This window comes from Saccharopolyspora gloriosae (assembly GCF_022828475.1).
Taxonomy (GTDB): Bacteria; Actinomycetota; Actinomycetes; order Mycobacteriales; family Pseudonocardiaceae; genus Saccharopolyspora_C; species Saccharopolyspora_C gloriosae_A.
In genome coordinates this window covers 1,179,516-1,205,983 of record NZ_CP059557.1, presented here as the reverse complement: position 1 = coordinate 1,205,983, position 26,468 = coordinate 1,179,516, and the positions used below count along the sequence as shown (strand labels likewise).

General features: G+C 71.3%; 21 protein-coding genes and 2 pseudogenes. 6 read left to right on the top strand and 17 right to left on the bottom strand.

What is annotated here, in order from left to right:
- The first annotated feature begins 154 nt into the window (after positions 1-154).
- The gene (locus H2Q94_RS05190) at positions 155-1,339 is read left to right on the top strand and encodes a PQQ-dependent sugar dehydrogenase (protein WP_243792582.1); all 1,185 of its coding nucleotides are present in this window, start codon (positions 155-157) and stop codon (positions 1,337-1,339) included.
- Positions 1,340-1,755: 416 nt separating this feature from the next.
- A complete protein-coding gene (locus H2Q94_RS05185; protein WP_243792580.1) occupies positions 1,756-3,252 on the top strand; it encodes a potassium/proton antiporter in 1,497 nt (498 codons plus the stop codon).
- A 380-nt stretch (positions 3,253-3,632) separates the two neighbouring features.
- Here H2Q94_RS05185 and H2Q94_RS05180 read toward each other — a convergent pair.
- The 5 genes and pseudogenes from H2Q94_RS05180 to gatC all read right to left on the bottom strand — a co-directional run.
- A pseudogene (locus H2Q94_RS05180) lies at positions 3,633-3,944 on the bottom strand (alcohol dehydrogenase catalytic domain-containing protein); the annotation flags it as partial.
- A gap of 150 nt (positions 3,945-4,094) precedes the next feature.
- Complete coding sequence (gatB, locus tag H2Q94_RS05175; protein ID WP_243792578.1) at positions 4,095-5,600, bottom strand: Asp-tRNA(Asn)/Glu-tRNA(Gln) amidotransferase subunit GatB; 1,506 nt, start codon at positions 5,598-5,600, stop codon at positions 4,095-4,097.
- Positions 5,597-5,794, bottom strand: coding sequence for a hypothetical protein (locus H2Q94_RS05170; RefSeq protein WP_243792576.1), 198 nt, complete (start codon positions 5,792-5,794; stop codon positions 5,597-5,599). Before H2Q94_RS05170 ends, gatB begins: the two co-directional genes overlap by 4 nt.
- On the bottom strand, positions 5,794-7,329 hold the full coding sequence (gatA, locus tag H2Q94_RS05165; protein ID WP_243792574.1) for an Asp-tRNA(Asn)/Glu-tRNA(Gln) amidotransferase subunit GatA: 1,536 nt from the start codon (positions 7,327-7,329) through the stop codon (positions 5,794-5,796). Before gatA ends, H2Q94_RS05170 begins: the two co-directional genes overlap by 1 nt.
- Entirely contained in the window at positions 7,329-7,628 is a 300-nt protein-coding gene (gene gatC, locus H2Q94_RS05160) for an Asp-tRNA(Asn)/Glu-tRNA(Gln) amidotransferase subunit GatC (RefSeq protein WP_184481933.1), read from the bottom strand. Before gatC ends, gatA begins: the two co-directional genes overlap by 1 nt.
- Before the next feature lie 634 nt (positions 7,629-8,262).
- On the opposite strand from gatC, the gene H2Q94_RS05155 reads away from it, so the two are divergent.
- Positions 8,263-8,916 carry an ACT domain-containing protein gene (locus H2Q94_RS05155; RefSeq protein ID WP_243795544.1) on the top strand — a complete coding sequence of 218 codons (654 nt, stop codon included), beginning with the start codon at positions 8,263-8,265 and terminating at the stop codon, positions 8,914-8,916.
- A 76-nt stretch (positions 8,917-8,992) separates the two neighbouring features.
- Here the strand turns inward: H2Q94_RS05155 and H2Q94_RS05150 are convergent, their stop codons facing one another.
- The 5 genes from H2Q94_RS05150 to H2Q94_RS05130 form a co-directional block, all read right to left on the bottom strand.
- On the bottom strand, positions 8,993-9,481 hold the full coding sequence (locus H2Q94_RS05150; protein ID WP_243792572.1) for a GNAT family N-acetyltransferase: 489 nt from the start codon (positions 9,479-9,481) through the stop codon (positions 8,993-8,995).
- Positions 9,482-9,597: 116 nt separating this feature from the next.
- Positions 9,598-11,727 (bottom strand): NAD-dependent DNA ligase LigA, encoded by a 2,130-nt coding sequence (gene ligA, locus H2Q94_RS05145; RefSeq protein ID WP_243795542.1) that lies wholly within the window; start codon positions 11,725-11,727, stop codon positions 9,598-9,600.
- A 339-nt stretch (positions 11,728-12,066) separates the two neighbouring features.
- The gene (locus H2Q94_RS05140) at positions 12,067-12,798 is read right to left on the bottom strand and encodes a hypothetical protein (protein WP_243792569.1); all 732 of its coding nucleotides are present in this window, start codon (positions 12,796-12,798) and stop codon (positions 12,067-12,069) included.
- Positions 12,799-13,029: 231 nt separating this feature from the next.
- Positions 13,030-14,088 (bottom strand): DUF6461 domain-containing protein, encoded by a 1,059-nt coding sequence (locus H2Q94_RS05135; protein ID WP_243792566.1) that lies wholly within the window; start codon positions 14,086-14,088, stop codon positions 13,030-13,032.
- 85 nt (positions 14,089-14,173) lie between these two features.
- Entirely contained in the window at positions 14,174-15,205 is a 1,032-nt protein-coding gene (locus tag H2Q94_RS05130; protein WP_243792564.1) for a methionine synthase, read from the bottom strand.
- Positions 15,206-15,335: 130 nt separating this feature from the next.
- Here H2Q94_RS05130 and H2Q94_RS05125 point away from each other — a divergent pair, with 130 nt between their 5' ends.
- Positions 15,336-16,304: an ABC transporter substrate-binding protein gene (locus H2Q94_RS05125; RefSeq protein WP_243792562.1), complete on the top strand. Its 969-nt coding sequence runs from the start codon at positions 15,336-15,338 to the stop codon at positions 16,302-16,304.
- A gap of 198 nt (positions 16,305-16,502) precedes the next feature.
- Here the strand turns inward: H2Q94_RS05125 and mnmA are convergent, their stop codons facing one another.
- From mnmA to H2Q94_RS05100, 5 genes and pseudogenes are all read right to left on the bottom strand, one after another.
- Positions 16,503-17,591 carry a tRNA 2-thiouridine(34) synthase MnmA gene (gene mnmA / locus H2Q94_RS05120; RefSeq protein ID WP_243792560.1) on the bottom strand — a complete coding sequence of 363 codons (1,089 nt, stop codon included), beginning with the start codon at positions 17,589-17,591 and terminating at the stop codon, positions 16,503-16,505.
- A gap of 4 nt (positions 17,592-17,595) precedes the next feature.
- Positions 17,596-18,827: pseudogene (locus H2Q94_RS05115) on the bottom strand (cysteine desulfurase family protein).
- 334 nt (positions 18,828-19,161) lie between these two features.
- Positions 19,162-20,610 (bottom strand): MFS transporter, encoded by a 1,449-nt coding sequence (locus tag H2Q94_RS05110; RefSeq protein WP_243792558.1) that lies wholly within the window; start codon positions 20,608-20,610, stop codon positions 19,162-19,164.
- Positions 20,611-20,860: 250 nt separating this feature from the next.
- Positions 20,861-21,652: a lysophospholipid acyltransferase family protein gene (locus tag H2Q94_RS05105; RefSeq protein WP_243792555.1), complete on the bottom strand. Its 792-nt coding sequence runs from the start codon at positions 21,650-21,652 to the stop codon at positions 20,861-20,863.
- Between the two features lie 59 nt (positions 21,653-21,711).
- Positions 21,712-22,491 (bottom strand): GNAT family N-acetyltransferase, encoded by a 780-nt coding sequence (locus tag H2Q94_RS05100; RefSeq protein WP_243792553.1) that lies wholly within the window; start codon positions 22,489-22,491, stop codon positions 21,712-21,714.
- 291 nt (positions 22,492-22,782) lie between these two features.
- On the opposite strand from H2Q94_RS05100, the gene rnhA reads away from it, so the two are divergent.
- Positions 22,783-23,259: a ribonuclease HI gene (gene rnhA, locus H2Q94_RS05095; RefSeq protein WP_243792550.1), complete on the top strand. Its 477-nt coding sequence runs from the start codon at positions 22,783-22,785 to the stop codon at positions 23,257-23,259.
- 206 nt (positions 23,260-23,465) lie between these two features.
- Here rnhA and H2Q94_RS05090 read toward each other — a convergent pair whose 3' ends face one another.
- The gene (locus tag H2Q94_RS05090) at positions 23,466-24,425 is read right to left on the bottom strand and encodes an electron transfer flavoprotein subunit alpha/FixB family protein (protein ID WP_243792548.1); all 960 of its coding nucleotides are present in this window, start codon (positions 24,423-24,425) and stop codon (positions 23,466-23,468) included.
- A gap of 27 nt (positions 24,426-24,452) precedes the next feature.
- Positions 24,453-25,235 carry an electron transfer flavoprotein subunit beta/FixA family protein gene (locus H2Q94_RS05085; RefSeq protein WP_243792546.1) on the bottom strand — a complete coding sequence of 261 codons (783 nt, stop codon included), beginning with the start codon at positions 25,233-25,235 and terminating at the stop codon, positions 24,453-24,455.
- 300 nt (positions 25,236-25,535) lie between these two features.
- Between H2Q94_RS05085 and H2Q94_RS05080 the strand changes: the two genes are divergently transcribed.
- Entirely contained in the window at positions 25,536-26,381 is an 846-nt protein-coding gene (locus H2Q94_RS05080) for a DegV family protein (protein ID WP_243792544.1), read from the top strand.
- Positions 26,382-26,468: the final 87 nt, after the last annotated feature.

The window sequence follows — 26,468 nt, the reverse complement described above, 5'->3', positions numbered from 1 at the left end:
CGGAATTGCTGCATTCGGTCGCCACCGCGCGACCGCCCGGCCCGGCACCGCACGGGGTGCGGCTTCCACCGGGTGAGATGACGGGGCCGTGCCCGTGCCGCCGAGTTCGGGTGCTCACCGTGTGTTCACGACCGGACGGATACCCTCGGACCTCGTGGCAGCCTCCCCGCGCACCTTCCGCCCCGGTCGCCGTCCTCGCGCGCGAGCGGCGGGAGTGCTGCTGGCCGTGGGCGCCTTCGCGGTCGGCGGCTGCGCCCAGTTCCCGAACGAGCATCCGAACGCCTGGCAGGACCAGCCTTCGCTGGAACCGCAGGCCGGGCCGCAGCCGTCCATCGAGCAACCCGCGCCTCCCCCACCTCCGCCCGGCCGGCCGAGCGAACAGCCTCCGCCGGTGCCCGCCGGTTGCGTCGACCCGGACCCGGCAGTGGTCGCGACCTGCCTCGACCCGGTGGGCGCGATCACCGTGCTGCCGGACGGGAAGGGAGCGTTGGTGGGCGAACGCGCCACCGGCCGGATCCTGCGGGTGCAGCAGGACGCCGAACCGGTCGAGATCGCCCGGGTGCCGGTCGACTCGTCGGCGGGCGGCGGGCTCACCGGGCTCGCGCTGTCGCCGAGCTACCAGGAAGACGAATTGATCTACGCCTACGCGAGCGTGGACGGCGAGAACCAGGTGTTGCGGGTGGCGCCGAAAGACACCCCGAAACCGGTCCTAGCCGGCATCCCGAAGGGCGGCTCCGGCAACTCCGGCGCGCTGCTCGACGACGGCCGGGGTGCGCTGCTGGTCGCCACCGGCGACGCGGGTGACCGGTCGAACGCGACCGATCCCGCGTCATTGGCGGGAAAGGTGCTGCGCATCGACGGGTTCGGCGCCGCGGCGGCGGGCAATCCCGACCCGGCTTCGCGAGTGGTGGCCTCCGGGGTGTCGGATCCCGGCGGGTTGTGCGGGGCGATCAACACCGGCGGCTACTGGCTCACCGACCGCGCCGATTCCCGGGATTCGCTGCACCGGCTGGAGTTCGGCGCGGAGCTGGGTGCACCGGCGTGGAGCTGGCCGGACCGGCCCGGAGTGTCCGGTTGCGCGGCAGGCCCCAACTCGGTCGTCGTGGCGTTGACGGACGCGGCGGCGCTGTACACGCTCAACCCCGGCCCGGACGGCACGTTCACCGGCCAACCGTCCAAGGTCATGGAACGCACCTACGGACGTTTCTCCGCTGCCGCCAGCGGCCCCGACGGCCAGCTGTGGCTGGGAACCGCGAACAAGTCCGGTGGCGCCCCCGTCCCCAGCGACGACCGCGCGATCCGCATCGAACCCCCATCGGGCGAAAGCGGCAAGGACTGATCACAGCGGTTCCCCGAACACCGCGACACACCGATCTTCCCAACGACCAAGCCGTCCACTCGGGCCACGAACCCCACAAAGGGCGGCGAAGCCACACCTGCCTCGCCCCCGAAGGCCGTGCCTTACGGCGAAGCCGTGCCTGCATGCGCGCCAGCGCATAGCCCACGTCAAAAAACCGACCACCCGCGGGTTCTCAGCTGTCTTCTCGCGAGGACAGCTTTTTCCCTCGTGGCGGAGCCACTAGGGAAAAAGATCCCGCAGCGAGAAGACAGCTGAGGTTCCGCCACCCGCCCCCAAAGCAAAAAGACCCGTGGAACCCGCGGCACGACCAACAAGTCAAGCCCGGTCGTGGTCCACTCAGGACGGATCGTCGGGCCGGAGCGCGGCGACTCGCCGGTGGCCGAGACGGGGAAGCGATGAGTTTGCCGCAGCTGTACACGACGCTGCTGGCGGGCGGTCTCGTGCTGTTGGCGGGCATCGTCGCCACGCGCGCGGCGGCGCGCTTCGGCCTGCCCGCGTTGCTGCTGTTCCTGGCGCTGGGGCTGGTGATCGGCGAGGACGGGCTCGGGCTGCACTTCGACGACGCGCAGCTCGCGCAGAACCTCGGCACCGCCGCGTTGGCGTTGATCCTCGTCGAAGGCGGACTCACCACCCGCTGGTCCGATGTGCGCCCGTTGCTGACGCCCAGCGCGTTGCTCGCCACCGTCGGGGTCGCGGTCAGCGTCGCCATCACGGCGGCGGGCGCGCATTTGCTCATCGGCATGAACTGGCAGGCGGCACTGCTGCTCGGCGCGATCGTGTCCTCCACTGACGCTGCCGCGGTGTTCTCGGTGTTGCGCACGCTGCCCCTGCCGCGACGCGTGTCGGGAATGTTGGAGGCCGAGTCCGGGTTCAACGACGCCCCCACCGTGATCCTCGTGCTGCTGTTCAGCACGATCCCGCTGGAGGTCCACCCGCTGGAGGTGGCCGGGAACGTGCTGTACCAGCTGGTGGTGGGCGCTGTGATCGGCTCGGTGCTGGGCTGGGCCGGGGCGCGGGTCCTGCACCGGATCACGCTTCCCGCGTCGGGCCTGTACCCGCTGGCGATGTTCGGGCTCGGCGTGGTCGCGTTCGCCGCCGCGGGCTCGGTGGGCGCTTCCGGGTTCCTCGCCGCGTTCGTGTCCGGTCTGGTGCTGGCGAATTCGGGGTTGCCGCACCGGGCTTCGCTGCGTTCGTTCGCCGAGGGCCTCGGGTGGCTGGCGCAGATCGGCCTGTTCGTGCTGCTGGGCTTGCTGATCACGCCGCACGAGCTGCTGCCGGAGGTGGTGCCCGCGCTGGTGGTGGGGCTGGTGTTGCTGCTGGTGGCGCGACCGGTGTCGGTTCTGGTGGCGTTGGCGCCGTTCCGGTTGCCGTGGCGGGAGCAGGCGTTCGTGTCCTGGGCGGGGTTGCGCGGCGCGGTACCGATCGTGCTGGCGACTTTCCCGGTGGTGGCGGGCGTCGCGGGCAGCGACCGGGTGCTGAACGTGGTCTTCGTGCTGGTCGCGGCATTCACCTTGGTGCAGGGTCCGGGTCTGCTGCGGTTCGCGCGCCGGCTGGGGCTGGTCCGGGCCGACGCGGCGCGCGAGATCCAGGTGGAGGTGGCTCCGCTGGACGTGCTCGACGCGGAACTGCTCACCGTCTCGGTGCCCGCGGGTTCCCAGCTGCACTACGTGACGCTGCGGGAGCTGCGGTTGCCGGAGCCGAGCGCGATCACCTTGATCATCCGGGCGGGCCGGTCCTTCGTTCCCGAACCCGCCACCCGCCTGACCACCGGCGACGAGCTGCTGATCATGACGACTGCGCGGGCGCGCACCGCCACCGAGAACCGGCTGCGCGCGGTGAGCCGCCGTGGCCGCCTGGCCCACTGGTTCGGCGAGTACGGCACCCCTGACTGACCCGTCTCGGGGTCTCCGGATGTGTCCGGGTGACGGGACCTCAGTGGCTTCCTCGCTGCTTTTTCCCGTGCCTCCACCACGAGGGAAGGGCCGTCCTCGCGAGCGTCGCGCAACCCCCCGACCCCGCCGGTGATCACCCGCAGGCCGCGGTCGGCCGGTTCCGGCGGCGCCTGCGCGCGCGTCGTGGTGACCGCGACCGTTCCCGCCCCGGCCCATCGGGCGATCTCGGCGCCGACCAACCCCACCCCGGAAGTACCGGCCGTGATCAGCACGGACCAGCCGGGCAGCAGACCTCCCTGCCGGATCAGCGCGTCGTACTCGGTCATCAACGCGGACGGCAGGGCCGCGGCCCGCTCGGGTGTGAGGCGGTCGGGCACGGGGATGGCGAGCCGGTGGTCCAGCGCCACGTACTCGGCGAGGGCACCTTCCGCCATGGCCAGGACGCGGTCGCCGATGCGCACGTCCGTCACGTCGGATCCGGTTCCGACGACTTCGCCGGTCAAGTCGGAGCCCGCGAGGTGGCGGTGCGTTCCGGCGTCCCGAGGCCGGTAGGCGCCGTCGGCCTCATCGAGGTCCGCGCGGTTCACCGCCCCCGCCTGCACTCGGACGAGCACGTCGCCCGGCCCCAGCTCGGGGATCGGCCGTTCGGTGAGCTCCCAGCGTTCGCCGGGGGCGGTCAGCCACGCTCGCATCGAACCCGCCACGACGGCGACTCCCAGGCTCGTTCCAGCACGCGTCCGGCGGGGACCGCCGACGACACCGCTCCGGAGGCTCGGCGGACCGGAAATGCGAAGACCTCCCGCCCCGCGAACGGGACGGGAGGTCCGATCAGCCGAGCCGGGTCACTGGCCGCAGGCGGCGAGGATGAGCTCGCGGACCCGCTTCGCGTCGGCCTTGCCGCCGGTGGCCTTCATGACCGCGCCGACGACCGCGCCGGCGGCCTGCACCTTGCCGCCGCGGATCTTGTCCGCCACGTCCGGCTGCGCGGCCAGCGCCTCGTCGATCGCGGCCTGCAGCGCGGAGTCGTCCGAGACGACCTCCAGGCCCTGCGCGGCGACGACCTCGTCGGGTTCGCCCTGGCCGTCGAGCACGCCGTCGACGACCTGGCGGGCCAGCTTGTTCGTCAGCTTGCCCTCGCTGACCAGCGCGATGACCCGTGCCAGCTGCGCGGGCGTGATGGCCAGTTCGGTGAGTTCCACGCCGCGCGTGTTGGCCTGCTGCGACAGGTAGGCGACCCACCAGGAACGCGCCTCCGCCGCGGGCGCACCGGCGTCCACAGTGGACGCGACGAGGTCGAGCGCCCCGGCGTTGACCAGGTCGCGCAGCTCCTCGTCGGAGAGCTTCCACTCGTCCTGGATGCGCTTGCGGCGCTCCCACGGCAGTTCGGGCAGCGTCTTGGACAGCTCCTCGACCCACTCGCGGGACGGCGCGATCGGCACCAGGTCCGGCTCCGGGAAGTACCGGTAGTCCTCGGAGGTCTCCTTCTTGCGGCCCGCCGAGGTCGTCGCGCTCGACTCGTCGAAGTGCCGGGTCTCCTGGCGGATCTCGCCGCCGGAGGTCAGCACCGCCGCGTGCCTGCGCATCTCGAAGCGCACCGCGCGCTCCACGCTGCGCAGCGAGTTCACGTTCTTCGTCTCGGTGCGGGTGCCGAACTCGCTCGTGCCCTTCGGCATCAGCGACACGTTCGCGTCGCAGCGCAGCGAGCCCTGGTCCATCCGCACGTCCGACACGTCCAGCGACCGCAGCAGATCCCGCAGCGCCGCCACGTACGCCCGAGCCACCTCGGGAGCACGCTCACCGGCGCCGACGATCGGCTTGGTGACGATCTCCACCAGCGGCACGCCCGCCCGGTTGTAGTCGAGCAGCGAGTGCTCGGCGCCGTGGATGCGGCCGGTGGCCCCGCCGACGTGCAGCGACTTGCCGGTGTCCTCTTCCATGTGCGCCCGCTCGATGTCGACGCGGAACGTCTCGCCGTCGTCGAGCACCACGTCGAGGTGACCGTCGAAGACGATCGGCTCGTCGTACTGCGAGGTCTGGAAGTTCTTCGGCTGGTCCGGGTAGAAGTAGTTCTTCCGCGCGAACCGGCACCACTCGGCGACCTGGCAGTTCAGCGCCAGCCCGATGCGGATCGCCGACTCCACCGCCTTGCCGTTGACGACCGGCAGCGCCCCGGGCAAGCCCAGGCACACCGGGCACACCTGCGTGTTCGGCTCGGCGCCGAACTCGTTGGCGCACCCGCAGAACATCTTGGTGGCCGTGGACAGCTCCACGTGCACCTCGAGGCCGAGAACGGGGTCGAACCGCTCCAGGACCTCGTCGTAGTCCATGATCTCGGCGACCGCGGTCACTTGCCGTCATCCCCCTTGCGCAGGGTGCGGATCGCCAGCGCGGTGCCTGTGATCAGGCCCAGCGCGGTGATGATCGAGTCGGCCATCGCGAGCCGGTCGTTGTTCGCCTTCGCGTCGCGCAGGCTCGCGCGCAGCCCGAAGGCCGCCGAAATCACCGACGCGAGCTGGAACACTGCCTTGAGCTTCGAGTTCATCACGCCACCTCCAGAGCGGGGACACGGTCGAGCAGCGGGCCGCCCTGGGCGGCGTCGCGGGCGGTCTCGTAGGCCGCGCCGACACGGTAAAGCCGGTCGTCGGCCAGCGCCGGGGCCATGATCTGCAGCCCCACCGGAAGATCGTCCTCATCGGACAGTCCGCTGGGGACGCTCATGGCGGCGTTGCCCGCCAGGTTCGACGGGATGGTGCACAGGTCGGCGAGGTACATCGCCAGCGGATCCTCGGTGCGCTCACCGATCTCGAACGCCGTGGTCGGCGTCGTCGGCGACACCAGCACGTCCACCTGCTCGAACGCGGCGGCGAAGTCGCGGGTGATCAGCGTCCGGACCTTCTGCGCCTGGCCGTAGTAGGCGTCGTAGTAGCCGGAGGACAGCGCGTAGGTGCCGAGCATGATGCGGCGCTTCACCTCGGGGCCGAACCCGGCCTCGCGGGTCAGCGACATGACCTCTTCGGCGCTGTGCGAGCCGTCGTCGCCGACGCGCAGGCCGAAGCGCATCGCGTCGAACCGGGCCAGGTTCGAGGAGCACTCGCTCGGCGCGATCAGGTAGTAGGCGCCCATCGCGTACTCGAAGTGCGGGCAGGAGACCTCCACGACCTCCGCGCCCAGCTTCGAGAGCTGCTCGACGGCGGCACGGAACGAGCGCTCCACGCCCGGCTGGTAGCCGTCGCCCGCGAACTCGCGGACCACGCCGACCTTGACCCCGGTCAGGTCACCGGCGGCGCCTTCACGGGCCGCCGCGACGACCTGCGGCACCGCGCCGCTGATCGAGGTGGAGTCCATCGGGTCGTGCCCGGCGATCACCTCGTGCAGCAGCGCCGCGTCCAGCACCGTGCGCGCGCACGGGCCGGGCTGGTCCAGCGAGGACGAGAACGCGACCAGGCCGTAGCGGGACACGCCGCCGTAGGTCGGCTTCACGCCGACGGTGCCGGTGACCGCGCCGGGCTGGCGGATGGAGCCGCCGGTGTCGGTGCCGATCGCCAGCGGCGCCTCGAACGCGGCCAGCGCCGCCGAGGAACCGCCGCCGGAACCGCCGGGAATGCGGTCGGTGTTCCACGGGTTGCGCGTCGGGCCGTACGCGGAGTTCTCAGTGGACGAACCCATCGCGAACTCGTCCATGTTGGTCTTGCCGAGGATGACGACGCCCGCTTCGCGCAGCCGCCGCGTCACCGTCGCGTCGTACGGCGGCCGCCAGCCTTCCAGCATCTTCGACCCGCAGGTCGTGGGCATGTCGCTGGTGGCGAACACGTCCTTGAGCGCCAGCGGAACGCCCGCCAGCGGCGAGGCCGCCTTGCCGGCGGAGCGGTCCTCGTCGGCCTGCCGGGCCGCGGCCAGCGCGCCCTGCTCGTCGACGTGCAGGAAGGAGTGCACGGTGCCGTCCACGGCCGCGATGCGGTCCAGGTGGGCCTGGGTGGCCTCCACGGAGGTCACCTCGCCCGCGGACAGCCGGGCGGCGAGGTCGGCGGCGGACAGGCCGGTCAGGGCCGAGTCACCTCCGGTCGCGGTCGAAGTCATCACGCCTCCTCACTCAGGATCCGCGGAACGCGGAACCGGTTGTCCTCCGCCGCGGGCGCACCGTCCAGTGCCGCCTCGCGCGGCAGGCTGGGCCGCACCACGTCATCGCGGAACACGTTCGTCACCGGCACCGCGTGGGAGGTCGGCGGAATGTCATCCGCGGCGACCTCACCCACCCTCGCCACCGATTCCAGGATCACGTCGAGCTGCCCGGCGAAGGTGTCGAGCTCCTGTTCGGTGACCGCCAGCCTGGCCAGGCCGGCGAGGTGCGCGACCTCGTCGCGGGAGATCTTGGACACTACGAAGGCTCCCTGGTCATGTCCGGTATCACGGTTAGACCTCAGTCTATTGCGGAGCCCGCATGTGCCCGTTCAGGGGGCGAACCGACGTGTCGGCGGCGGGGTTCGCGGCGTCGCGGGTTCGGCTCGGCGCTTCGCCGCCGCCGGGTTTCGCGGTTCGTTTCGGCGCGGGTGGACGGTCACCGCCCCCGCTTCTCCGGTGACCGTCCACCTCTCCTTCCCCCGTGCCCCAATGGTCGGCTCGGCGGCCCGCGCGAAGCGGCCGCTGCGGGGCGCCGTAGGGATTCCCCGCGTCACCTGTCGGCCGGCGACGTGCGGCTCCCGTGATGTGGACGGGCCGGTCCGGCCGGTGGAGACGGCCTCCGATGTCCCAAGCGGCGGGATCGCCAGGCGTGCTCTCGGCCGGTGCGGTTCCGCAGTCCGGGACGCCGCTCGGTGCGACGCCGAAACACCCGGGACCAGCGATGGCGGCCCGGTCGTTCCACTACACGAACGCCGGTCTCACCGATAGGCTGCGGTGTCTGCCACAATTTGCCCCGCCTGCCGGGCGCACGGTGGCCTCCGTGTGCGGCCGTGCGGCGCGGGGAGCGCGGACGGCAAGGTGCCGCGCACGAAGCTGGAGGCGTTGAGTCCGGTGTCCTTCCTGATCCGGGTGCAGATACCGGACCGTCCGGGCGTGCTCGGCGCGGTGGCCTCCGCGTTGGGCGAGATCGGCGCCGACATCCTCAGCGTCGACGTCGTGGAGCGCGGCGGTGACGTGGCGATCGACGACATGGTGGTGGAACTGCCCTCGGGCAGGCTGCCGGACATCCTGATCACCGCCGCCGAGTCGGTCGACGGCGTTGAGGTCGACGCGGTCCGCCCCTACGCCGGCGTGCTGGACACCCACCGCGAGCTGGAGCTCGTGGAGGACATCGCCGCCGAACCCGGCAACGGCCTGCAGATCTTCGCCGAAGGCGTCCCGAAGATCATTCGATCGGGCTGGGCGATCGTGTTCGGACACCACTCGGGCGGCGCCGAGCAGCTCGCCGCGAGTTCCTCGGCCCCGCAGCAGGGCTACCTCGAACTGCCGTGGTTACCGCTACCGCGGGCCACCATCCTCGACGGCGACGAGCTCTGGGTGCCGGAGACCTGGCAGGAGCTGGGCACGGAACTGGCCGCGACGCCGATCGGCAAGCCCGACCGCGTGCTGTTGGCAGGTCGCCCCGGCGGCCCCATGTTCCGCGCGGCGGAAGTGGCGCGACTGGCGCACCTGGCAGGCATCGTCTCGGTCGTCCTGGACGGCTGAGAAGTCCGTTCCGGAGGATCTGCGCAGCCGGTGACCTCCCGGCGGAAGCGGCCGGGTCGGCGTTCGGGCTGCCCGGTCAGCTCACGCTGCGGGACATCGCCCGCACGATCGCACCGACCGGGAGCGTGCGATCGAGTTCCGGGAGGCGGCCGAAACCCAGGCCGAGGTAGAGCCGCCGGGCGGTCTCCATCGAATCCAGGGTGCTGAGCAGCACCCGCGTGCGCCCTTCGGCCCGCGCCCGGTCCAGCACCGCGCGCACCAGCGCACGCCCGGCCCCTCGACCGGCGTGGTCCGGGTGCACGGCCAGCATCCGGAATTCCAGCTCGCCCGGCCCGCACAGCTGCGCGTAGGTCTCGTCCGGCCGCACGACGGTCACCGAGCCGAGCAGCTCCGCGCCGTCGACGGCCACCAGAACCTCCGCCTGCGCCACCCGACCGGCGACGTCGCTCAGCACCTGCTCGTACTCGTCGTCCGCGGCGAGGTGCCCGCCGTCCACGAAGGCCCGCACGGTCAACTCCCCCACCGCAGCGCACTCGTCCAGCCGCACCGCCCGCGTTCTGATCACGCCGGTGATCCTTCCAGCGGGCGAGGCCGAGCTCACCCGATTCCCGAATTCGGCCCGCGAGAACACGAAGGGCCGCCGAGAGATCCCGGCCGGGTGCAGCCCGTTCGCCGGGAGGCTCACTCCTCGACGGGGGCTCCGGTGTCGAGGGCGGCCTCGGTCGCGGCTTCCGGGCCTTGTTCGAGCAGGACGCGGAAACCGCTCTCGTCGAGGACGGGGACCTTGAGCTGCACGGCCTTGTCGTACTTGGACCCAGGTGCGTCGCCGACGACCACGAACGCGGTCTTCTTCGACACCGAACCGGCGGCGCGGCCGCCGCGGGCCATGATGAACTCCTTGGCTTCGTCGCGGGAGTACGTCTCCAGCGACCCGGTGACCACAATGGACAGACCGGTGAGCGTGCGCGGCACCGAGTCGTCCTGCTCGTCGGCCATCCGCACCCCGGCCGTACGCCACTTGCGGACCACTTCGCGGTGCCAGCCCACCTCGAACCACTCGCGGACCGCGGCGGCGATGGTGGGACCCACGCCGTCGACGGCGGCGATGTCCTTCTCCGCCGCGTCCTCGATGCGTTCCAGCGAACCGAACTCCCGCGCCAGCGCCTGCGCCGCGGTCGGCCCCACATGGCGGATGGACAACGCCACCAGCACCCGCCACAGCGGCTTTTCCCTGGCGGCCGCCAGATTCTTGAGCAGCTTCGCCCCGTTGGCGGAGAGGTTGCCCTCCTTGGTGCGGAACAGCTCCGTCTCCAGCAGCTGCCGCTCGTCGAGGTCGAACACGTCGCCCTCGTCCACCAGCACCCCGGAGGACAGCAGCGCGACCGCCGACTCGTACCCCATCGCCTCGATGTCGAAGGCGCCCCGACCGGCCAGGTGGAACAGGCGTTCCCGCAGCTGCGCGGGGCACGAACGCGAATTCGGGCAACGGATGTCGACGTCGCCCTCCTTCTGCCGCGACAGCGTGAAGCCGCACTCCGGGCATTCCGTGGGCATCACGAAATCGCGCTCGGCGCCGTCGCGAACGTCCACGACCGGACCGAGCACCTCCGGGATCACGTCCCCGGCCTTGCGGATGACCACGCGGTCGCCGATGAGCACGCCCTTGCGGCGCACCTCGTCGGAGTTGTGCAGGGTCGCCATGGAGACCGTGGACCCGGCGACCTTCACCGGCTCCATCTCCGCGTACGGCGTGACGCGGCCGGTCCGGCCCACGTTGACCTTGATGTCGCGCAGCGTCGTGGTCGCCTGCTCCGGCGGGTACTTGTAGGCGATGGACCATCGCGGCGCCCGGGACGTCGTGCCGAGCCTGCGTTGCAGCGCGACCTCATCGACCTTCACCACCACGCCGTCGATCTCGTGCTCGGCGGTGTCCCGGTTCTCGCCCCAGTACCGGATGTGCTCCACGATCTCGTCCACATCGGACAGCACGCGGGTGTGCCGGGACACCGGCAGGCCCCAGGCCTTGAGGGCGGCGTAGGAATCGGACTGCCTGGCCGGCTCGAAACCCTCCCGCTTGCCGAGGCCGTGGCAGATCAACCGCAGCGGACGCCTGCGGGTCACCCTCGGGTCCTTCTGCCGCAGCGATCCGGCGGCGGCGTTGCGCGGATTCGCGAACGGCGATTTGCCCGCGTCCACCAGTGCCGCGTTGAGCTCGGCGAACTCCTCGACCCGGAAGAACACCTCGCCGCGCACCTCGACCAGTTTCGGCACCGGATACTCGTCGCTGCCGTGCAGCTCGGTGGGCACGTCGCCCATCGTGCGGACGTTGAGCGTCACGTCCTCGCCGGTGCGGCCGTCGCCGCGGGTGAGCGCGCGATCCAGCTTGCCGTCGCGGTAGAGCAGGTTGATCGCCAGCCCGTCGATCTTGAGCTCGCAGAGGTAGTGCGCCTCCGAGCCGACCTCGCGTTCCACCCGATCCACCCAGGCGCGGAACTCGTCGGTGTCGAAGGCGTTGTCCAGGCTGAGCATCCGCTCCAAGTGGTCCACGGCGGTGAACTCGGTGGAGAAGGTGCCGCCGACGACCTGCGTCGGCGAGTCCGGATCGCGCAGCGCCGGATGCTCGGATTCGAGGCGCTGGAGTTCGGCGAACAGCTCGTCGAACTCGGAGTCGGCGATCGTGGGCGAATCGAGCACGTAGTAGCGGAACTGGTGCCCGCGAACCTCTTCGGCCAGCGCCCCGTAGCGCTCGCGGACCTCGGCGGGCACGTCCTCCACCCCCTCCGCCTGCCCGACGGCGGGGTCACCGGGCAGCTCGGCGTCCTCCTCGGAGCGCGCGGCTGCGGCCGAGCGGGCGGCTTCGGCCTGCTCAGGCTCGGTCGAGGCGGGCTGACCCGAGGCGGGTTCGGCGGCGTCGGGGCCGGTCTTCTCGCCGGAGGCCGCACCGGCGCGGTTCTTGCTGGTCACGTCTTGAGCCTAACCAGCGCCCCCGACAGCTCGCGCGGATCACCACGCAGTCCGTCGCGGCCGACGCCACCTGGTACAGGACGGTCCGGCCCGTATCCGGTGGCGCTGCCCGAGGCGGTCCTCACCGTGCGCGCTCGGCGACCGGGCTCCGGCGGCACGGCTCGCCGGTCCGGATGGAACCGGAGATCACGCAGAGTCGCCCGAAGCGGTTCCCGCTCCACCGGAAGGCCGCGCCTCCGACGAGTCCGCCTCGCCCGCCGCGTCGAAGGTGCGCACCAGCTCCCGGAACTCCAGCAGCCCGATCGCGCCCTGCGGCTCCTGCTCCGCCGACTCCACCCTGCCGAGCCGGTCCGCCGCGAGCCGCTCGCCGAGCGTGGCGTCCAACGGCAGGAAGGTCAGCGCGGACAGCGCCGCGGACTCCATCCCGGCGAACAACGGGTGGTACACGGCAACGTCGACCAGCCCTTCCGCCGCGTCGACCTGGGCGAACACCCGCACGTCGGCCAGCGGGTAGCTCTCACCGCGCAAGTTCACCGTGACCTGCGTCGGATCCGGCACCGGCGGCACCGCGTCGTGGTACTCGAACAACGCGTCGGGTTTGGGCGCCGCCGCCAGCCACGCGTCCGTGTAAGGCCGCACCTCCGGGTCGGCCTGGCCGCTGACGACCAGCGCGTAGACGGCGCGTTCGCCCTGTTCGATGGAGAACGTCAGATCCGGGTGCACCGCCGCCACGGCCTCGGCCAGGTCGTGATCGACGCGCTGGGGCATGCTCTCGCCGAGCGCCGCCGCCACCTCGGGCAGCAGTTCCTCCCAGCGCCGCCAGAACGCCTCCGCCCGCGTCCGCGCTTGCGCGGTCACGTCGACCTCTTCCGGTGCTGCGTCGGCTCGGGCGGTGCTGCGGCGGAAGAACTTCAACATGCGTTCATTGTGCAGGTCCCGCCGCGCCCGTCGCGGCCGTTCCGCCAGATCGCCGCGGAGCCGAGGTGATCGGCCCTTTCGCCCCGTCCCACCGGTCAGAGCGGACGTTCAGCCGGTTCCTGCGCCGGCGTGAACGGCCCCTTTGACCCGGTGCCATAGGGCGAAGGGGACGGGGCCGAAGCGGCTGAGGTTCCGCGACCGGGCACCTTCGCCGGTCGTTCGAAGGGGCACCTACGCCAAAGCGGCCGTGACGAGGTCGGTGAGGTCGCCCCGTTCGACTCGCAGCCGGCCCGCCTCGGCGAGCGCCCCGAGCAACCCGGTCAGCGGATCGCGGTTCGTGGCCTGCCGCAGCACTTCCAGCGCCCGCACCCTGGAACGTTCCGCGCTGGTCACCGGACGCCGGTGCAGTTCCCACCGCTGCAGGCGCACCACTTCGCCGATGGCCGTGGCGTCGGGTTCGGCTCCGCTCTCCAGCGCGCACAACGTTTCGGCGACCACCAGCTGGTCGTGGCCCGCGGTGAGGTCGAGCACGTGCCGCGCCACGCTCGCCGCCGCCCGCCTGCACCGCACGGGGCCTGCTCGGCGCACCGCGTCGAGCAGTGCGTCGGAATCCGCTTCCAGGTCGTCGGCGTCGAACCTGATGCCGACCTGGTCCAGCCCCACTTCGTCGAGCAGCGTCTCCGGCGAGCCCGGCAGGTCCAGCGGCCAGGACGCGACGGGGTAGGTGGCGAAATCACCGTCGAACCACTCCGGCGTCAGCGGCTCGCCGGTGATCCGCGCCGCCAGCGCCAGCATCAGGTTGATCGTGTTCGCACCCCGGTCTTCGACGCCCGGCCAAGGAAGGCCCGCGCGGATCTCCTCCAGCCCGTTCGGGCGAGTGCCGTGCCGGAAGGCGGGCATCAGGGGCTCGAACGAGGTGCGCAGCTCCTCGTCGACGGCGTGCGAGAGCTGGGTGAGGCCGTTGACGTTCCAGAAGGCCGAGACGGCCTCGGTGCGGTGGCTGACGCGGCGCAGCACTTCCGGCCTGCTGCCTTGGAAGCCGCCGTCCTCGGCGATCAGCGTCCACTCCCCGACGCTGCGCAGACCGATCACGGGGTACCGATCCTGGTGCGCGAACGCTTCCTCGCAGTACTCGTCGAAGTCGAGGGTGCGCGCGTGCTCGGTGATCGCGCCGAAGCGCTGCGCGAGCCGATCGAGGTCGGTGCCGCGCACGAAGGTCAGGCACGCCGCGTCCTGGACGGTGCTGCGGTGCACCCATCCGAACCGCTCGACTTCCCCGGTGTTCGACACGTCTGGTTTCTTACCATCGTTGGGATATTCAGGTGACGCGAACGGGACATAATGATCTTGAAATCCCGGGTGAAGTTCGTTGCGGCTAGCGGTGCGCCGCCTCGGCGAACACCTCGGTGACGTCCTTCGCCAGCGACAACGCTCGCCGCGCCCACTCCGGCGAGGCTCCCGCGAGACCGCAGGCCGGGCTCACCGCGCTGCGCTCCAGCAGCGCCTTCGGCGCGAACCCCAGCCGTGCCGCCAGGTCCAGGCCCGGCCGGGCCAGTTCCCGCACATCGGGGCGGTCCTCCGGAGCGAGGCCGGGCACGAGGCCCAGCAGCAGCCGGGTGCCTTCCTCCCATGCTTCGCCGAGTTCGTCGGCCAGCGCACCCGTCACCGAGCCGAGCCGGGTCGCGTCCAGCGCCACCGTTCCCGCTCCTGCGCCGCGCAGCAGCCGCACCGGCGGGCGGTCCGCGCAGCAGTGCACCAGCACCGGAGCGCCCGTGGCCGCTTCCAGGGACCCGATCACCTCGCCCAGCAGGCTCTGCGCCTCCGGTTCCGGCACTGCGGCCACCCGCCCGTAACCGGACGGAGTGGGCAGGCTCCCGGCGAGCACCGCGGGCAGCGACGGCTCGTCGAGCTGCACCACCACCGGAGCGCCGGTTCGTGCCGCGACCTGCGCGGCGTGCGCGCGGAGCCCTTCGGTGAGCGACTCCGCGAAGTCCCGCAGCGCGCCGGGATCGGTGAGCACCCGGTGGCCGCGTTCCAGCTCGATGCCCGCCGCGAGCGTCCACGGCCCCGCCGCCTGCACCTTCACCGCCTGCGGAGCGCCCGCCTCGGCCACGGCCTGCTCCACCGCGTCGAGGTCCCAGCGCAGCAGGTCCAGCGCCCGGCGATGATCCCGGCCCGGCTTTCCCGCGACGCGGTAGCCGGAGGGCACGACCTCCACGGCGAGGTCCACGAGCAGCCCGGCGGTGCGGCCGAGCATGTCTGCGCCCACGCCGCGCGCGGGCAGCTCCGGGAACGGCATCAAGCCGGGCAGCTCACCCAGGACGATGCGAGCGGCCTCCAAGGGGTCCGTTCCAGGCATCGATCCGAGGGCGGTCACGATGCCGGGGTTCCACGCTGCGTCACTCACTCGTCCATTATCGGCTGCGCCGTCGGAAGGACCGGAGGGCGGGATGCGCACCGTAGGTTAGGCTAACCATGCTTACCGCCTTTCGGTGTCACCCGCTCGGGCGCCGCCGGTTCTGCGAAGGAGTACTCCCATGCCGCTGTCCGGGACATCCGCACTCTCCCGCCGGGGCCTGTTGCAAGCCGCGACGGCGTTCGCGGCGCTGGGCGTCGCGGGGTGCGCCGGAGGCGGAGCAGGCGGGGCCAAGCCCGAGGGGCCGACTCGCCGCGTCGAGACCCACCAGGGTCCGGTCGACATCCCCGCGGACCCCCAGCGCGTCGTGTGCCTCGACCAGTACGCGACGATCGCGCTGCTCGACGTGGGCATCCGCCCGGCGGCGACCGTCGACGACCTCGACGACTGGATGCCCGCGGAGCACATCGACACCTACCGCGCGCTGCCGCGGGTCGGCGGCTACCAGCCCGAGTTCGAACGGGTGCTCTCCGTGCGCCCCGATCTGATCATCGGCAACAGCGCGTTCACGCTCAGCGGCGGCAGCACCTACGAACAGCTCACCGGCATCGCCCCGACGGTGATCCTGACCTCCCGCGTTTCGGGTGAGTGGCAGGAGATGGCGTTGCAGGCCGCGGACATCGTCAACCGGCCCGAGCCGATGAACCGGCTCCGGGACCGCTACCTGCAGCGCGCCGCGGAGATCCGCCGGACCTACGCCGCCGCGCTGGAACGCACCCGGTTCAACCTGGTGGCCTCCTTCAAGTCCGGCAGCTGGAACCTGTGCCTGCCGGACTCGTGGAGCGGCGTGGTGCTCGCCGAGGCCGGGTGCCGCTTCGGTTCCGCCGCCGAAGGGCGCACCGGCAGCGCCGTGGAGCAGTCCTACGAGCAGCTCGGCGTGCTCAACGACACGAGCGTGCTGTTCTACCAGGTCAACCCGGACGGGCAGGTGGACCAGGCGATGCGGGCGCTGCTCGATCAGGGCGCGTTCCAGAACCTGCCCGCCATGCGCGAATCCGGCGGGGTCCCGTTCAAGAACCTGTACGTGTTCGGTTACAGCCAGGCCCTCGGCGCCCTCGACGAGTTGGAAGCGGTCCTGCGCACCCGCTGACGAGCGGGCGGAAATCCCGAGAATCGACCCCTGATCCCGTGTCTTGTCAGCGGCGAAGCCGCTGGGCGGCGACCACCCGCGCACAAGGACGGGTTCTCGGCTGCCTCCTCACGAGGACGGCAATGTCGCGCGCGAAAATCGCTACCCCGACCAGGAAGCAGCCGAGGTTCCGCTACCCGCGGACCGAAGACAGGCCCCTCAACGGGTCGCGGAGATGAGCCCGCTGCCCAGGACCAGGTCACCTTCCGGTTCCGGGCGGTACAGCACGATCGCCTGCCCCGGTGCGACGCCGCGCAGCGGCTCGCTGAGCTGGACGCGCAGGCCGCCGTCGGCGACCTCGGCGACCGCTCCGGCGGTGCCGCCGTGCGCCCGCACCTGCACGACGCACTCGGTGGAGCCGTCCAGTTCCCGCTCGGACGGCCAGATCGGCCGCTTCGCGTCGATCCCCATCACCCCGAGGTGATCGGCGGAACCGACCTTCACGGTGCCCGACACGGGCTCCAGCGACAGCACGTAGCGCGGTTTCCCGTCCGGCGCGGGCGCGTCGATGCCGAGGCCCTTGCGCTGCCCGACGGTGAACCCGTGCACGCCCGTGTGCTCGCCGAGCACGGCGCCCGTCTCGGCGTCCACGAGCTGCCCGGGGCTCTGCCCGAGCTTGGACTCCAGGAAGGAGCGGGTGTCGCCATCGGGGATGAAGCAGATGTCGTGGCTGTCCGGCTTCTGCGCGACGGCCAGGTCGCGGCGTTCGGCTTCGGCGCGCACCTCGGACTTGAGCGAATCGCCCAGCGGGAACATCGAATGCCGCAGCTGCTCGGCCGTCAACGAGGCCAGTACGTAGGACTGGTCCTTGCCCTCGTCGCGGCTGCGGCGCAGCTCCGGCACACCGTCCAGGACGACGAGCCGCGCGTAGTGGCCGGTGCAGACGGCGTCGAACCCGAGCGCCATCGCCTTCTCCAGCAACGCCTCGAACTTGATCTTCTCGTTGCAGGTGAGGCAGGGGTTCGGGGTGCGCCCGGCGGCGTACTCGCCGACGAACGTCTCGATGACCTCTTCGGTGAACCGCTCCGCGAAATCCCACACGTAGAACGGGATTCCGAGGATGTCGGCGGCGCGGCGCGCGTCGCGGGAGTCCTCGACGGTGCAGCAACCGCGGGCGCCGGTGCGCAGCGTGCCCGGTTTCGCAGACAGCGCCAGGTGCACGCCGGTCACGTCGTGCCCGGCTTCCACCGCGCGGGCGGCGGCGACCGCGGAGTCGACGCCGCCGCTCATCGCAGCCAGTACTCGCACTGCCTCACACCTCCGTCGTGGCGGTCGAAGCGGCCGCCGCCCTGCGCAACCCGGTCAGCCCGGCGTTGCGCGCTCGTTCCACCACCGGCCCGATGGCCTCGGTCAGCGCCCGCACGTCGGCGCCGGTGGAGTTGTGTCCCAAGGAGAATCGCAGGGAGCTGCGCGCCGCTTGCGGCTCGGCCCCATCGCCAGCAGCACGTGGCTGGGTTCGGCGACGCCCGCGGTGCAGGCGGAGCCGGTGGAGCATTCGATGCCGTGCGCGTCGAGCAGCATCAGCAGGCTGTCGCCTTCGCAGCCGGGGAAGGTGAAATGGGCGTTGCCGGGCAGCCGCGCCGGGGAATCGCCGGTGATCTCCAGCATCGGATCGCCGTTGAGGATCACGTCGGGCACCGCCGCGCGGACCCCGTTGATGAGTTCGTCGCGCAGCGCCGCCAGCTCGGGCACGTGCTCGGCCCGCTGCTCGACCGCCTCGCGGGTCGCGCTGGCCAGCCCGAGCACACCGGGCACGTCGAGCGTGCCGGAACGCACCTCGCGCTCCTGGCCACCGCCGTGCAGCACCGGGGTGCACTCGACGTCGCGCGCCAGCAGCAGCACACCGGCACCGTAGGGGCCGCCGACCTTGTGCCCGGTCATGGTCAGCGCGGCGGCTCCGGAAGCGGCGAAGTCCACCGGCACGGTCTCCACCGCCTGCACCGCGTCGGTGTGCAACGGCACCCCGTAGCGGTCGGCCACGGCGGCGAGCTCCGGGATCGGGTTGACCGTGCCGACCTCGTTGTTCGCCCACATCACAGTGGCGAGCGCGACGTCGTCGGGGTTCGCGCGCAGCGCGTCCTCCAGGACTTCCGGGCGGACCCGGCCGTGCTCGTCGACGGGCAGCCAGGTGACGTCGGCGCCCTCGTGGGCGGCGAGCCACTCCACGGTGTCCAGCACCGCGTGGTGTTCGACCGCCGAGGCCAGCACCCTCCTGCGCTCGGGTTCTTTGCCCCGGCGTGCCCAGAAGATGCCCTTGACCGCGAGGTTGTCGCTTTCGGTGCCGCCGCCGGTGAACAGCACCTCGGAGGGGCGGGCGCCGAGGGCGGTGGCGATGCTCTCGCGGGATTCCTCGACGGCGCGGCGCGCGCGGCGGCCCGAGGTGTGCAGGGATGAGGCGTTGCCCAGCCGGGCCAACGCCTCGCTCATCGCCGTGACCGCTTCCGCCCGCATGGGCGTAGTGGCGGCATGGTCGAGATAAGTCATCGCTCTACCAGGGTAATGCAGGGGCTTATCGGCAATGAGTTGCGTGGCGGGTCGGCGGAACCTCAGTTGGTCTCTCGCTGCGGGATCCTTTTCCCGAGTGGCTCCGCCACGAGGGAAAAGGCCGTCCTCGCGAGAGACCAACTGAGAACCCGCCGGTGACCGGCTTCTCGGACGTGGGCTATGCGCTTCGCGCATCCAAGTACGGCTACGCCGCCAAGCACGGCCTCCGGCCGCAGAGCACGGCTTCGCCGCAAGACACGGCTTCGCCGCGAGGCACGGGTGCGCCGCTGGCACTGCGTGGTTCGCGGGTGGGCGTCTGGAGGGTTGTGGGGGGTTACGGGTGCTCGGTGTTTCGTTCGGTGGGGTTCGGGGCTTCGGGTGCCGGTTCGGTGTGCGCGCTGCGGAACACCCGGGCCGCGCCGAGCAACGCCATGCAGCCCAGGGCCAGGTTCAGCGCCACCACGCCGCCCGTCGGCTCATTCGGGCTCGCCAGTGCTGCGACGAGCACGCCGCCCAGGCCCACCAGCAGCGCTTGGCCGAGCATGTCGGAGATCTGCAGCGCGGAGGAGTGGAAGCCGCGCCGGTCCGCCGCCGACAGCGACAGCACCCGCACCGAGGTGCTCGCCACTCCGATGCCCATCCCGATGCCGCCGATCGACCACAGCAGGTACACCGCCCACGCAGGCCCCCACTCGGGTGCGATCAGCACGAGTCCGACGACCGCGACGGCGACCAGCGCCAGCCCGGCGGCGACGATGTGCTCGCGGCGCACGTCCGGTCGCCTGCTCTGCCACAACGCCCCCACGCTCCAGCCGAGGGAGCCGACGGTGAGTGGAATCCCCGCCGCCGTCGGCGAATACCCGTGCACCACCGAGAGGATCAACGGCACGAAGGCCTGCGCGGCGAAGAACACCCCGGCCAGCAGCCCGCGCGCGAGCACCATCACCGGTATGCCGGGCCGCCCGGTGCCGGTGCCGCGCGGCAACAACACCCGCAGCGACGGGACGAGCACGAGCACCGCCGCGATCCCGACCGCCGCCACCGGCAGCGGGATCTCGCCCGAACCGGAGATCCGCTGCGCGGCCCAGTTCAGCCCGACCGTCCCGGCCGCCGCCCCCACCGCGGCCAGCGGCAGCCGCGCGGAACCCGGCGCCGCCGTCTCCCCCGCGGAGCCGATCCGCCGCACCGTCGGCACCAGCAGCAGCGCGCCGACCAGCATCAGCGGCGCCAGCCCGAGGAAGACCCAGCGCCAGCCGACGTGTTCGGTCAACGCCCCGGCCACCACCGGCCCGACCAGCGCGGGCACCACCCACGCCGCCGACAGCGCACCGAACGCCGCCGGACGATCCCGCTCCGGGTACACGCGGGCGATCAGCACGTACAGCGCGACGATCTGCGCCCCCGCGCCCAGCCCCTGCAACGCGCGGGCCACCAACAGCACGAACATGTCCGGGGCGATTCCGGCGAGCACCAGACCGGCGGCGAACGTCGGCATCGCCACCAGCAGCGGCACCGCCGGACCGCTGCGGTCCGAGAAGCGGCCCGCTACCACGGTGCCGATCGCGCTGGCCGCCATGAAGATCGTGAACGGCCACGAGTACCACTGCTCGGCGTGCCATTCCCGCACGATCGTCGGCAGCGCCGTCCCGATGCCCATCGCCTCGAACGCGGCGAGCGTGATGACCAGGATCAGCCCGGCGGTGAAGTTGCGGCGCCGCGGCCCCCACAGCGCGCTCTCGGTGGTTGCGGATGGAGTTCCACTGGTTCCGTCATCGACCGTCACCCGACGAGCCTGCAACCTGGCCCCTGGTGGAGGCCAGGAGTTTCCGCGATCAGCGCAGCGGTCGTCGGCACTCCGGAAACGGAGGCCCGAGCAGCCGCGGACCGCGCCCTGAACACCTGGCCGGCTCCGCCGGAGTAACGCCACCTGGAGTGAATGCCTCCGTTGACCGATCCCACCGGTCAACGGGGCCTTGCACCTCACCGGCCGCACCAGGTGAATGGCCCCTTCGAAGGAAGGGGACATTCACCTGTCAGGCCGCGAGGGCGTGTCCGGCTTCGGTGAGGTGCGGGACCTCAGGGCCGTCGGGTTCCGTGATCGCCGCGACGGCCCGCTCCGCGCGACGCGCCAGCTCCCGCCGGTCGCCGATCGCCGCCGCGTCGATCGCGGGCAGCACCGACAGTTCCACCACGAGGCCCCGGACGCGGGCGACGGCGAGCACGGATTCCAGCAGCGTGGCCGCACCGACGAACGCCGCGATCGTGGTGGGCGCCCCGGATGCGGTGGTGAACCGCAACGCCACCGGCCGCACCTGCACGCCGGCGTCCACCGCGGCCTGGAACACCGCCGGCCGATACGTGCCGGAGGCGAGCCCGCACCAGGTGGTGCCTTCCGGGAAGGCCCCGACGACCGACCCGTCCCGCAGCGCGTCGGCGACCGTGCGCACCGCATCCGGCAACGCCGAAAGGCGCTCCCGGTCGATGTAGAGCGTTCCGACGCGGGCGGCGAGCGGCCCGACGACCGGCCAGGACCGCAGTTCGGTCTTCGCCAGCAGCCGCATCGGGTTCACCGCCATCAGCGCCACCACGTCCAGCCAGGACACGTGATTGGTGACGACCAGCCCATCGGCCTCCGGCCGTTCGCCGCGCACGACGAGCCGCACGCCGAACGCGCGCAGCAGCCCGCGGAACCACGCCTTCACCAACGCGGTGCGCACCGGCCCGCGCACCAGCGCGTACACCACGGCGAGCCCGACGCCCAGCAGCATCTGCCCGGCCGCCCTCGTCAACCGCAGCACCACCCGGTGCGTGCCCGCGCGACGCACGCTGCCCGCTCTCGGCAGACAACCCGGCCCGCACGGCGAAACCGGGGACCACGCGTGGATCATGCCGCCGAGCCCAGGAAGAACCGCAGGTAGCGCTGGTCGATCTCGGTGAAGTTGAGCAGCACGAAGAAGTCGGCCACCCCGAAGTCCGGGTCGTGCGCGGGCGGCCCGCACACCCACGCCCCGAGACGCAGGTAGCCCTTCAGCAGCGCGGGCAGCGGACCGCGGTGGGTCCGCGCGACGCCGTCCGGGTTCCACGGCTGGTAGGGCCGGACCCGGAACTCCTCGGGCGCCAGGTGCTTCGCCGAGACGGTGTCCCAGACCTTCGCCGCGAGCGGGCCGCCGTCGTGCAGCGGCACCGAGGCGCACCCGGCGAGCCAGGTGTGGCCGTAGAGCAGCATGTAGCGGGCGATGCCCGCCCACACCAGGCTCACGACGCCACCGCTGCGGTGGTCCCGGTGCACGCAGGAGCGCCCGGTCTCCACCAGCGCAGGCCGCACCGAACTGAGCGCACCGAGGTCGAATTCGCTTTCGGAGTACAACTTCCCGGCGGCGTGCGCGCGTTCCGGGGGGAGCATGCGGTAGGTGCCGACGACCTCGCCGGAGCGGTCGTCGCGCACGATCAGGTGATCACAGAAGTCGTCGAACGGATCGGTCTCCACCCCCGGCAGGTCACCGTGCACGGTGGCGCCCATCTCCTCGGCGAACACCTGGTAGCGCAGGCGCTGCGCGGCCCGCACTTCATCGGTGTCCCTGGCCACGAGCAGGGAGTAGTGGGCGCCCTCGGACGAGGAGGATCCTGCTGGCGCGGTGCTGGCTAGCAGCTGCGACTCGGACATGCGTGCAGGTGTATCCCCGCGCGCTGAAAGCGCAGTAGACAGGCTGATGACACGCAGCAGGAACTTTCGGTGAATGCCCGGTACCTGATCGATTTCGCCGGTACCGGCCCCCGCGAATCGGGCCGTTTCGTTCGGTTCGTCCCGAAATTCTCGCCGCTTCGCCCTGCGACGCATCGCGGTTCCACCGGTCCAACGGGCGACGCGTCCCGGAAGTTCCCGAGCCGCGGAACTCATCGCCGACGCGGCGCGCCTGCTTCCCGGCCTGCCGGAGAAGCGCGCTACGTTGCCCGGATGCCACAGCCAGCAGGGGCCGACGAGCCCGATCAGAAACGCGTGGAGCTGTTCACCGACGGCGCGTGCAGCGGCAACCCCGGCCCCGGCGGATGGGGCGTGGTGTTGCGCTACGGCGACCACGAACGCGAGCTCTACGGCGGTGAACGCGCCACGACGAACAACAAGATGGAGCTCACCGCCGTCATCGAGGGCTTGGCGGCGCTGAACCGGCCGATGCCGCACGTGCGGGTCTTCAGCGACAGCACGTACGTGCTGAAGGGCATCTCGGAGTGGATGAAGGGCTGGAAGCGCAACGGCTGGAAGACGTCCGCGAAGCAGCCGGTGAAGAACGCGGAGCTGTGGCAGCGCCTCGACGCGGAAAAGCAGCGGCACGGCAAAGTGGAGTGGAACTGGGTCAAGGGACACAGCGGCCACCCGGAGAACGAGCGCGCCGACAAGCTCGCCTGCAAAGGCCGCGACGAATCCCGATCTTGAGGGACGGTTCTCCGGCCTGATTCGCCGGAACCTTTCACCGCGATCTCTTCATCGGCGACCGGAACCCGGAATGATCCGGACATTTCGCATTGATCAACAACGTGCTCGCGAATGACCGCGCACCAATGAGCAACGACGAAATCCGCGCCGGTACGAAAAGCGGGCCGCACCCGATGGGTGCGGCCCGCTTCGTCGTGTTCGAGGGCTCAGCCCTTGCGCTTGCCGACCTCTTCGGTCAGCTGCGGGGTGACCTTGAACAGGTCGCCCACGACGCCGTAGTCGGCGATCTCGAAGATCGGCGCCTCGGCGTCCTTGTTGACCGCGACGATCGTCTTCGAGGTCTGCATGCCCGCGCGGTGCTGGATCGCGCCGGAGATCCCGAGGGCGATGTAGAGCTGCGGCGAGACGGTCTTACCGGTCTGCCCGACCTGGAACTGGTGCGGGTAGTAGCCGGAGTCCACCGCGGCACGCGAGGCGCCGACGGCCGCGCCGAGCGAGTCGGCCAGCTTCTCCACCACGTCGAACGACTCGGCCGAACCGACACCGCGGCCACCGGAGACGACCACGGACGCCTCGGTGAGCTCGGGGCGGTCCCCGGCCTCGACCGGCTGCACGCCGGTGATCTTCGCGTTCTTCGCCGCGTCGACCGCGGGCACCTCGACGGCCTCCTGCGCACCGGCACCGGAGGTCTGCTCGGCCTCGATGCTGCCGGGCAGCACGGTCACGATCGGCGTACCGGTGGTGACCTGCGCCTTCGCGTTGTAGGTACCGCCGAACAGCGAGTGCGAGCCGATCCCGTCGGCGTCGATGTCGACGACCTCGGACAGCAGACCCGAACCGAGCCGCACGGCCAGCCGGCCCGCGATCTCCTTGCCGTCGACCGAGCCCGGTACCAGCACCGCGGCCGGCGAGGCCGAGGCGACCAGCGACGCGAGCACGTCCACGGCCGGGGTGACCAGGTACGACGCCGCCTCCGCGGACTCCGCCGCGTAGACCTTCTCCGCACCGTGCGACGCCAGCGCGTCGGTGAGCTTGCCCGCTTCACCGGGCTCGCCGACCACAACGGCCGACGGCTCACCGAGGCGACGTGCCGCGGTCAGCAGTTCCAGGGTGACCTTCTTGACCTCGCCGCCGGAGTGGTCGACGAGGACCAAAACCTCAGACATGTCTTTATCTCCTCGCGAACCTAGGGCTCAGACCAGCTTTTCGGCGGCCAAGAACTCAACGATCTTGCTGCCGCCGTCGCCTTCGTCGTTGACGCGCTGACCGGCCTGCTTCGGCGGCTTCGGCGCGGACTCGACGACCTTCGAACCGGCGCCGGCCAGGCCGACCTCGGAAGCGTCGATCCCGGCGTCGGCCAGCGTCAGCACGGAGACCGGCTTCTTCTTGGCGGCCATGATGCCCTTGAACGACGGGTAGCGCGGCTCGTTGATCTTCTCGGTGACCGAGACGACCGCGGGCAGGTTCGCTTCCAGGCTGATGATGCCCGCGTCGGTCTCGCGCTCGACGCTGATCGTCGAACCGTCGGTGGTGACCTTGCGCGCGTACGTCAGCTGCGCCCATCCGAGCAGCTCGGCCAGCATCGCCGGAACCGCGCCCACGCGGCCGTCGGTGGCCTCGTTGCCCGCCAGCACCAGGTCCACGGACTCGACGGTGCCCACGACCTTCGCCAGGGCCTTCGCGGTCGAGACCGCGTCCGAGCCGGCCAGCGCCTCGTCGGACAGGTGCACCGCCTTGTCCGCACCCATCGACAGCGCCTTGCGGATGGCGTCAGTGGCACGATCCGGACCCATCGCCACGACGGTCACTTCACCGCCCTGGGCCTCCTTGATCAGCAGTGCCTCTTCCACCGCACGTTCATTGATCTCATCCAGCACGGCGTCCGCCGACTCGCGGTCGAGCGTGTGGTCGGAGTCTTTGAGCTTGCGCTCGGACCACGTATCGGGCACCTGCTTAACCAGGACGACGATGTTCATGGGTCCTCTTCGACCTCCTGCGGACTTCACGATGGCTTTGCTTGCGTTTCGCGCTGTTGCGCGGGTTCCGGTCGATGCATTCACATCGCTACCGGGAAGTTCGACCTTGCCATGACACAGTGTCGGTGACACAGTGACGCCAGCCACCCCGGATGTTACTTGCCGGTAGCCCCTGCGCAACCACGGCTTCCCGTGACGGTACTCACGTCATCGGTACCGTCTTCGATCGCGCCGGAATTCTGGCCCACGACCAGCCCGGCCACGACCTGAAAACTTTTACACGTGACTAGCCTGCACGACATGAAACACCACGTCGCCATCGTGACGGACTCCACCGCCTCGATTCCGCCCGACGTCGCCGACCAGCTGAACATCTGCGTGATCCAGCTGGAACTCAAGATCGGCGATCAGGAGAACGACGAGCGCCGCGTTCCGCACTCCGAACTAGCGCAGGCGATGCGCGAGGGAACTCCCGTCGAAACGGGACCGCCGCCGCCGCCCGCGTTCTTCTGGAACTACAACGACGCGGCTTCCGCCGGAGCCGAGGCGATCGTGTCGGTGCACATCTCCGAAGGCCTGTCCAAGACCTGCGAATCGGCCCGCCTCGCGGCCGACGAGGTCAATCTGCCGGTGTACGTGGTGGATTCCCGGCTGTGCGGGCTCGGCATCGGCTTCCCGGTGATCGCAGCGGCCGAGGCCGCCGCCGCCGGGGCGAGCCCGCAGGGCGTGCTCGGCGTCCTTGACCGGCGGCTGCGCAGCACCACGCAGATGATCTACGTGGACACCTTGGAGTACCTGCGCCGCAGCGGCCGGGTGGGCCGCGCTCAGGCGATGCTCGGCCAGGCGCTGTCCATCAAGCCCGTGCTGGTGCTGCGCGAAGGGATCCTGGAGCCGCTGGTGAAAGGCCGTGGACCGGATCGCGCGTTGAAGAAGGCCGTGCGCCAGGCCGTGAGCCGTGCCGGTGACGGCCAGGTCGACATCGGCATCGAGCACTTCCAGTACGCCGAGCGCGCCAACGAGGTGGCCGAGCAGTTGAAGGCCCAACTCCCCCAGGTCCGCCGCGTCGTCATCGCCGAAACCAGCGCGATCATCGGCGCCCACGCCGGCCCCGGAGCCTTGGGCTTAACAGTCTCCCCAGCAGTCTGACCCCACCCCTCACGCCCCGAAGTCCGAACCTCTGAGCGGAAGCCCCGCCTGCCTCACGGCCAACGGCCTGCCTTGCGGCGAAGCCGT

Excerpts from the sequence above, each read along its gene's own strand:
- H2Q94_RS05125 (WP_243792562.1), top strand. The coding sequence starts at position 15,336 with ATGCCGCTGTCCGGGACATCCGCACTCTCCCGCCGGGGCCTGTTGCAA.
- H2Q94_RS05080 (WP_243792544.1), top strand. The coding sequence starts at position 25,536 with ATGAAACACCACGTCGCCATCGTGACGGACTCCACCGCCTCGATTCCG.
- H2Q94_RS05090 (WP_243792548.1), bottom strand. The coding sequence starts at position 24,425 with ATGTCTGAGGTTTTGGTCCTCGTCGACCACTCCGGCGGCGAGGTCAAG.
- H2Q94_RS05185 (WP_243792580.1), top strand. The coding sequence starts at position 1,756 with ATGAGTTTGCCGCAGCTGTACACGACGCTGCTGGCGGGCGGTCTCGTG.
- H2Q94_RS05085 (WP_243792546.1), bottom strand. The coding sequence starts at position 25,235 with ATGAACATCGTCGTCCTGGTTAAGCAGGTGCCCGATACGTGGTCCGAG.
- H2Q94_RS05170 (WP_243792576.1), bottom strand. The coding sequence starts at position 5,794 with ATGAACTCGAAGCTCAAGGCAGTGTTCCAGCTCGCGTCGGTGATTTCG.
- rnhA (WP_243792550.1), top strand. The coding sequence starts at position 22,783 with ATGCCACAGCCAGCAGGGGCCGACGAGCCCGATCAGAAACGCGTGGAG.
- H2Q94_RS05100 (WP_243792553.1), bottom strand. The coding sequence starts at position 22,491 with ATGTCCGAGTCGCAGCTGCTAGCCAGCACCGCGCCAGCAGGATCCTCC.
- gatA (WP_243792574.1), bottom strand. The coding sequence starts at position 7,329 with ATGACTTCGACCGCGACCGGAGGTGACTCGGCCCTGACCGGCCTGTCC.
- H2Q94_RS05140 (WP_243792569.1), bottom strand. The coding sequence starts at position 12,798 with ATGTTGAAGTTCTTCCGCCGCAGCACCGCCCGAGCCGACGCAGCACCG.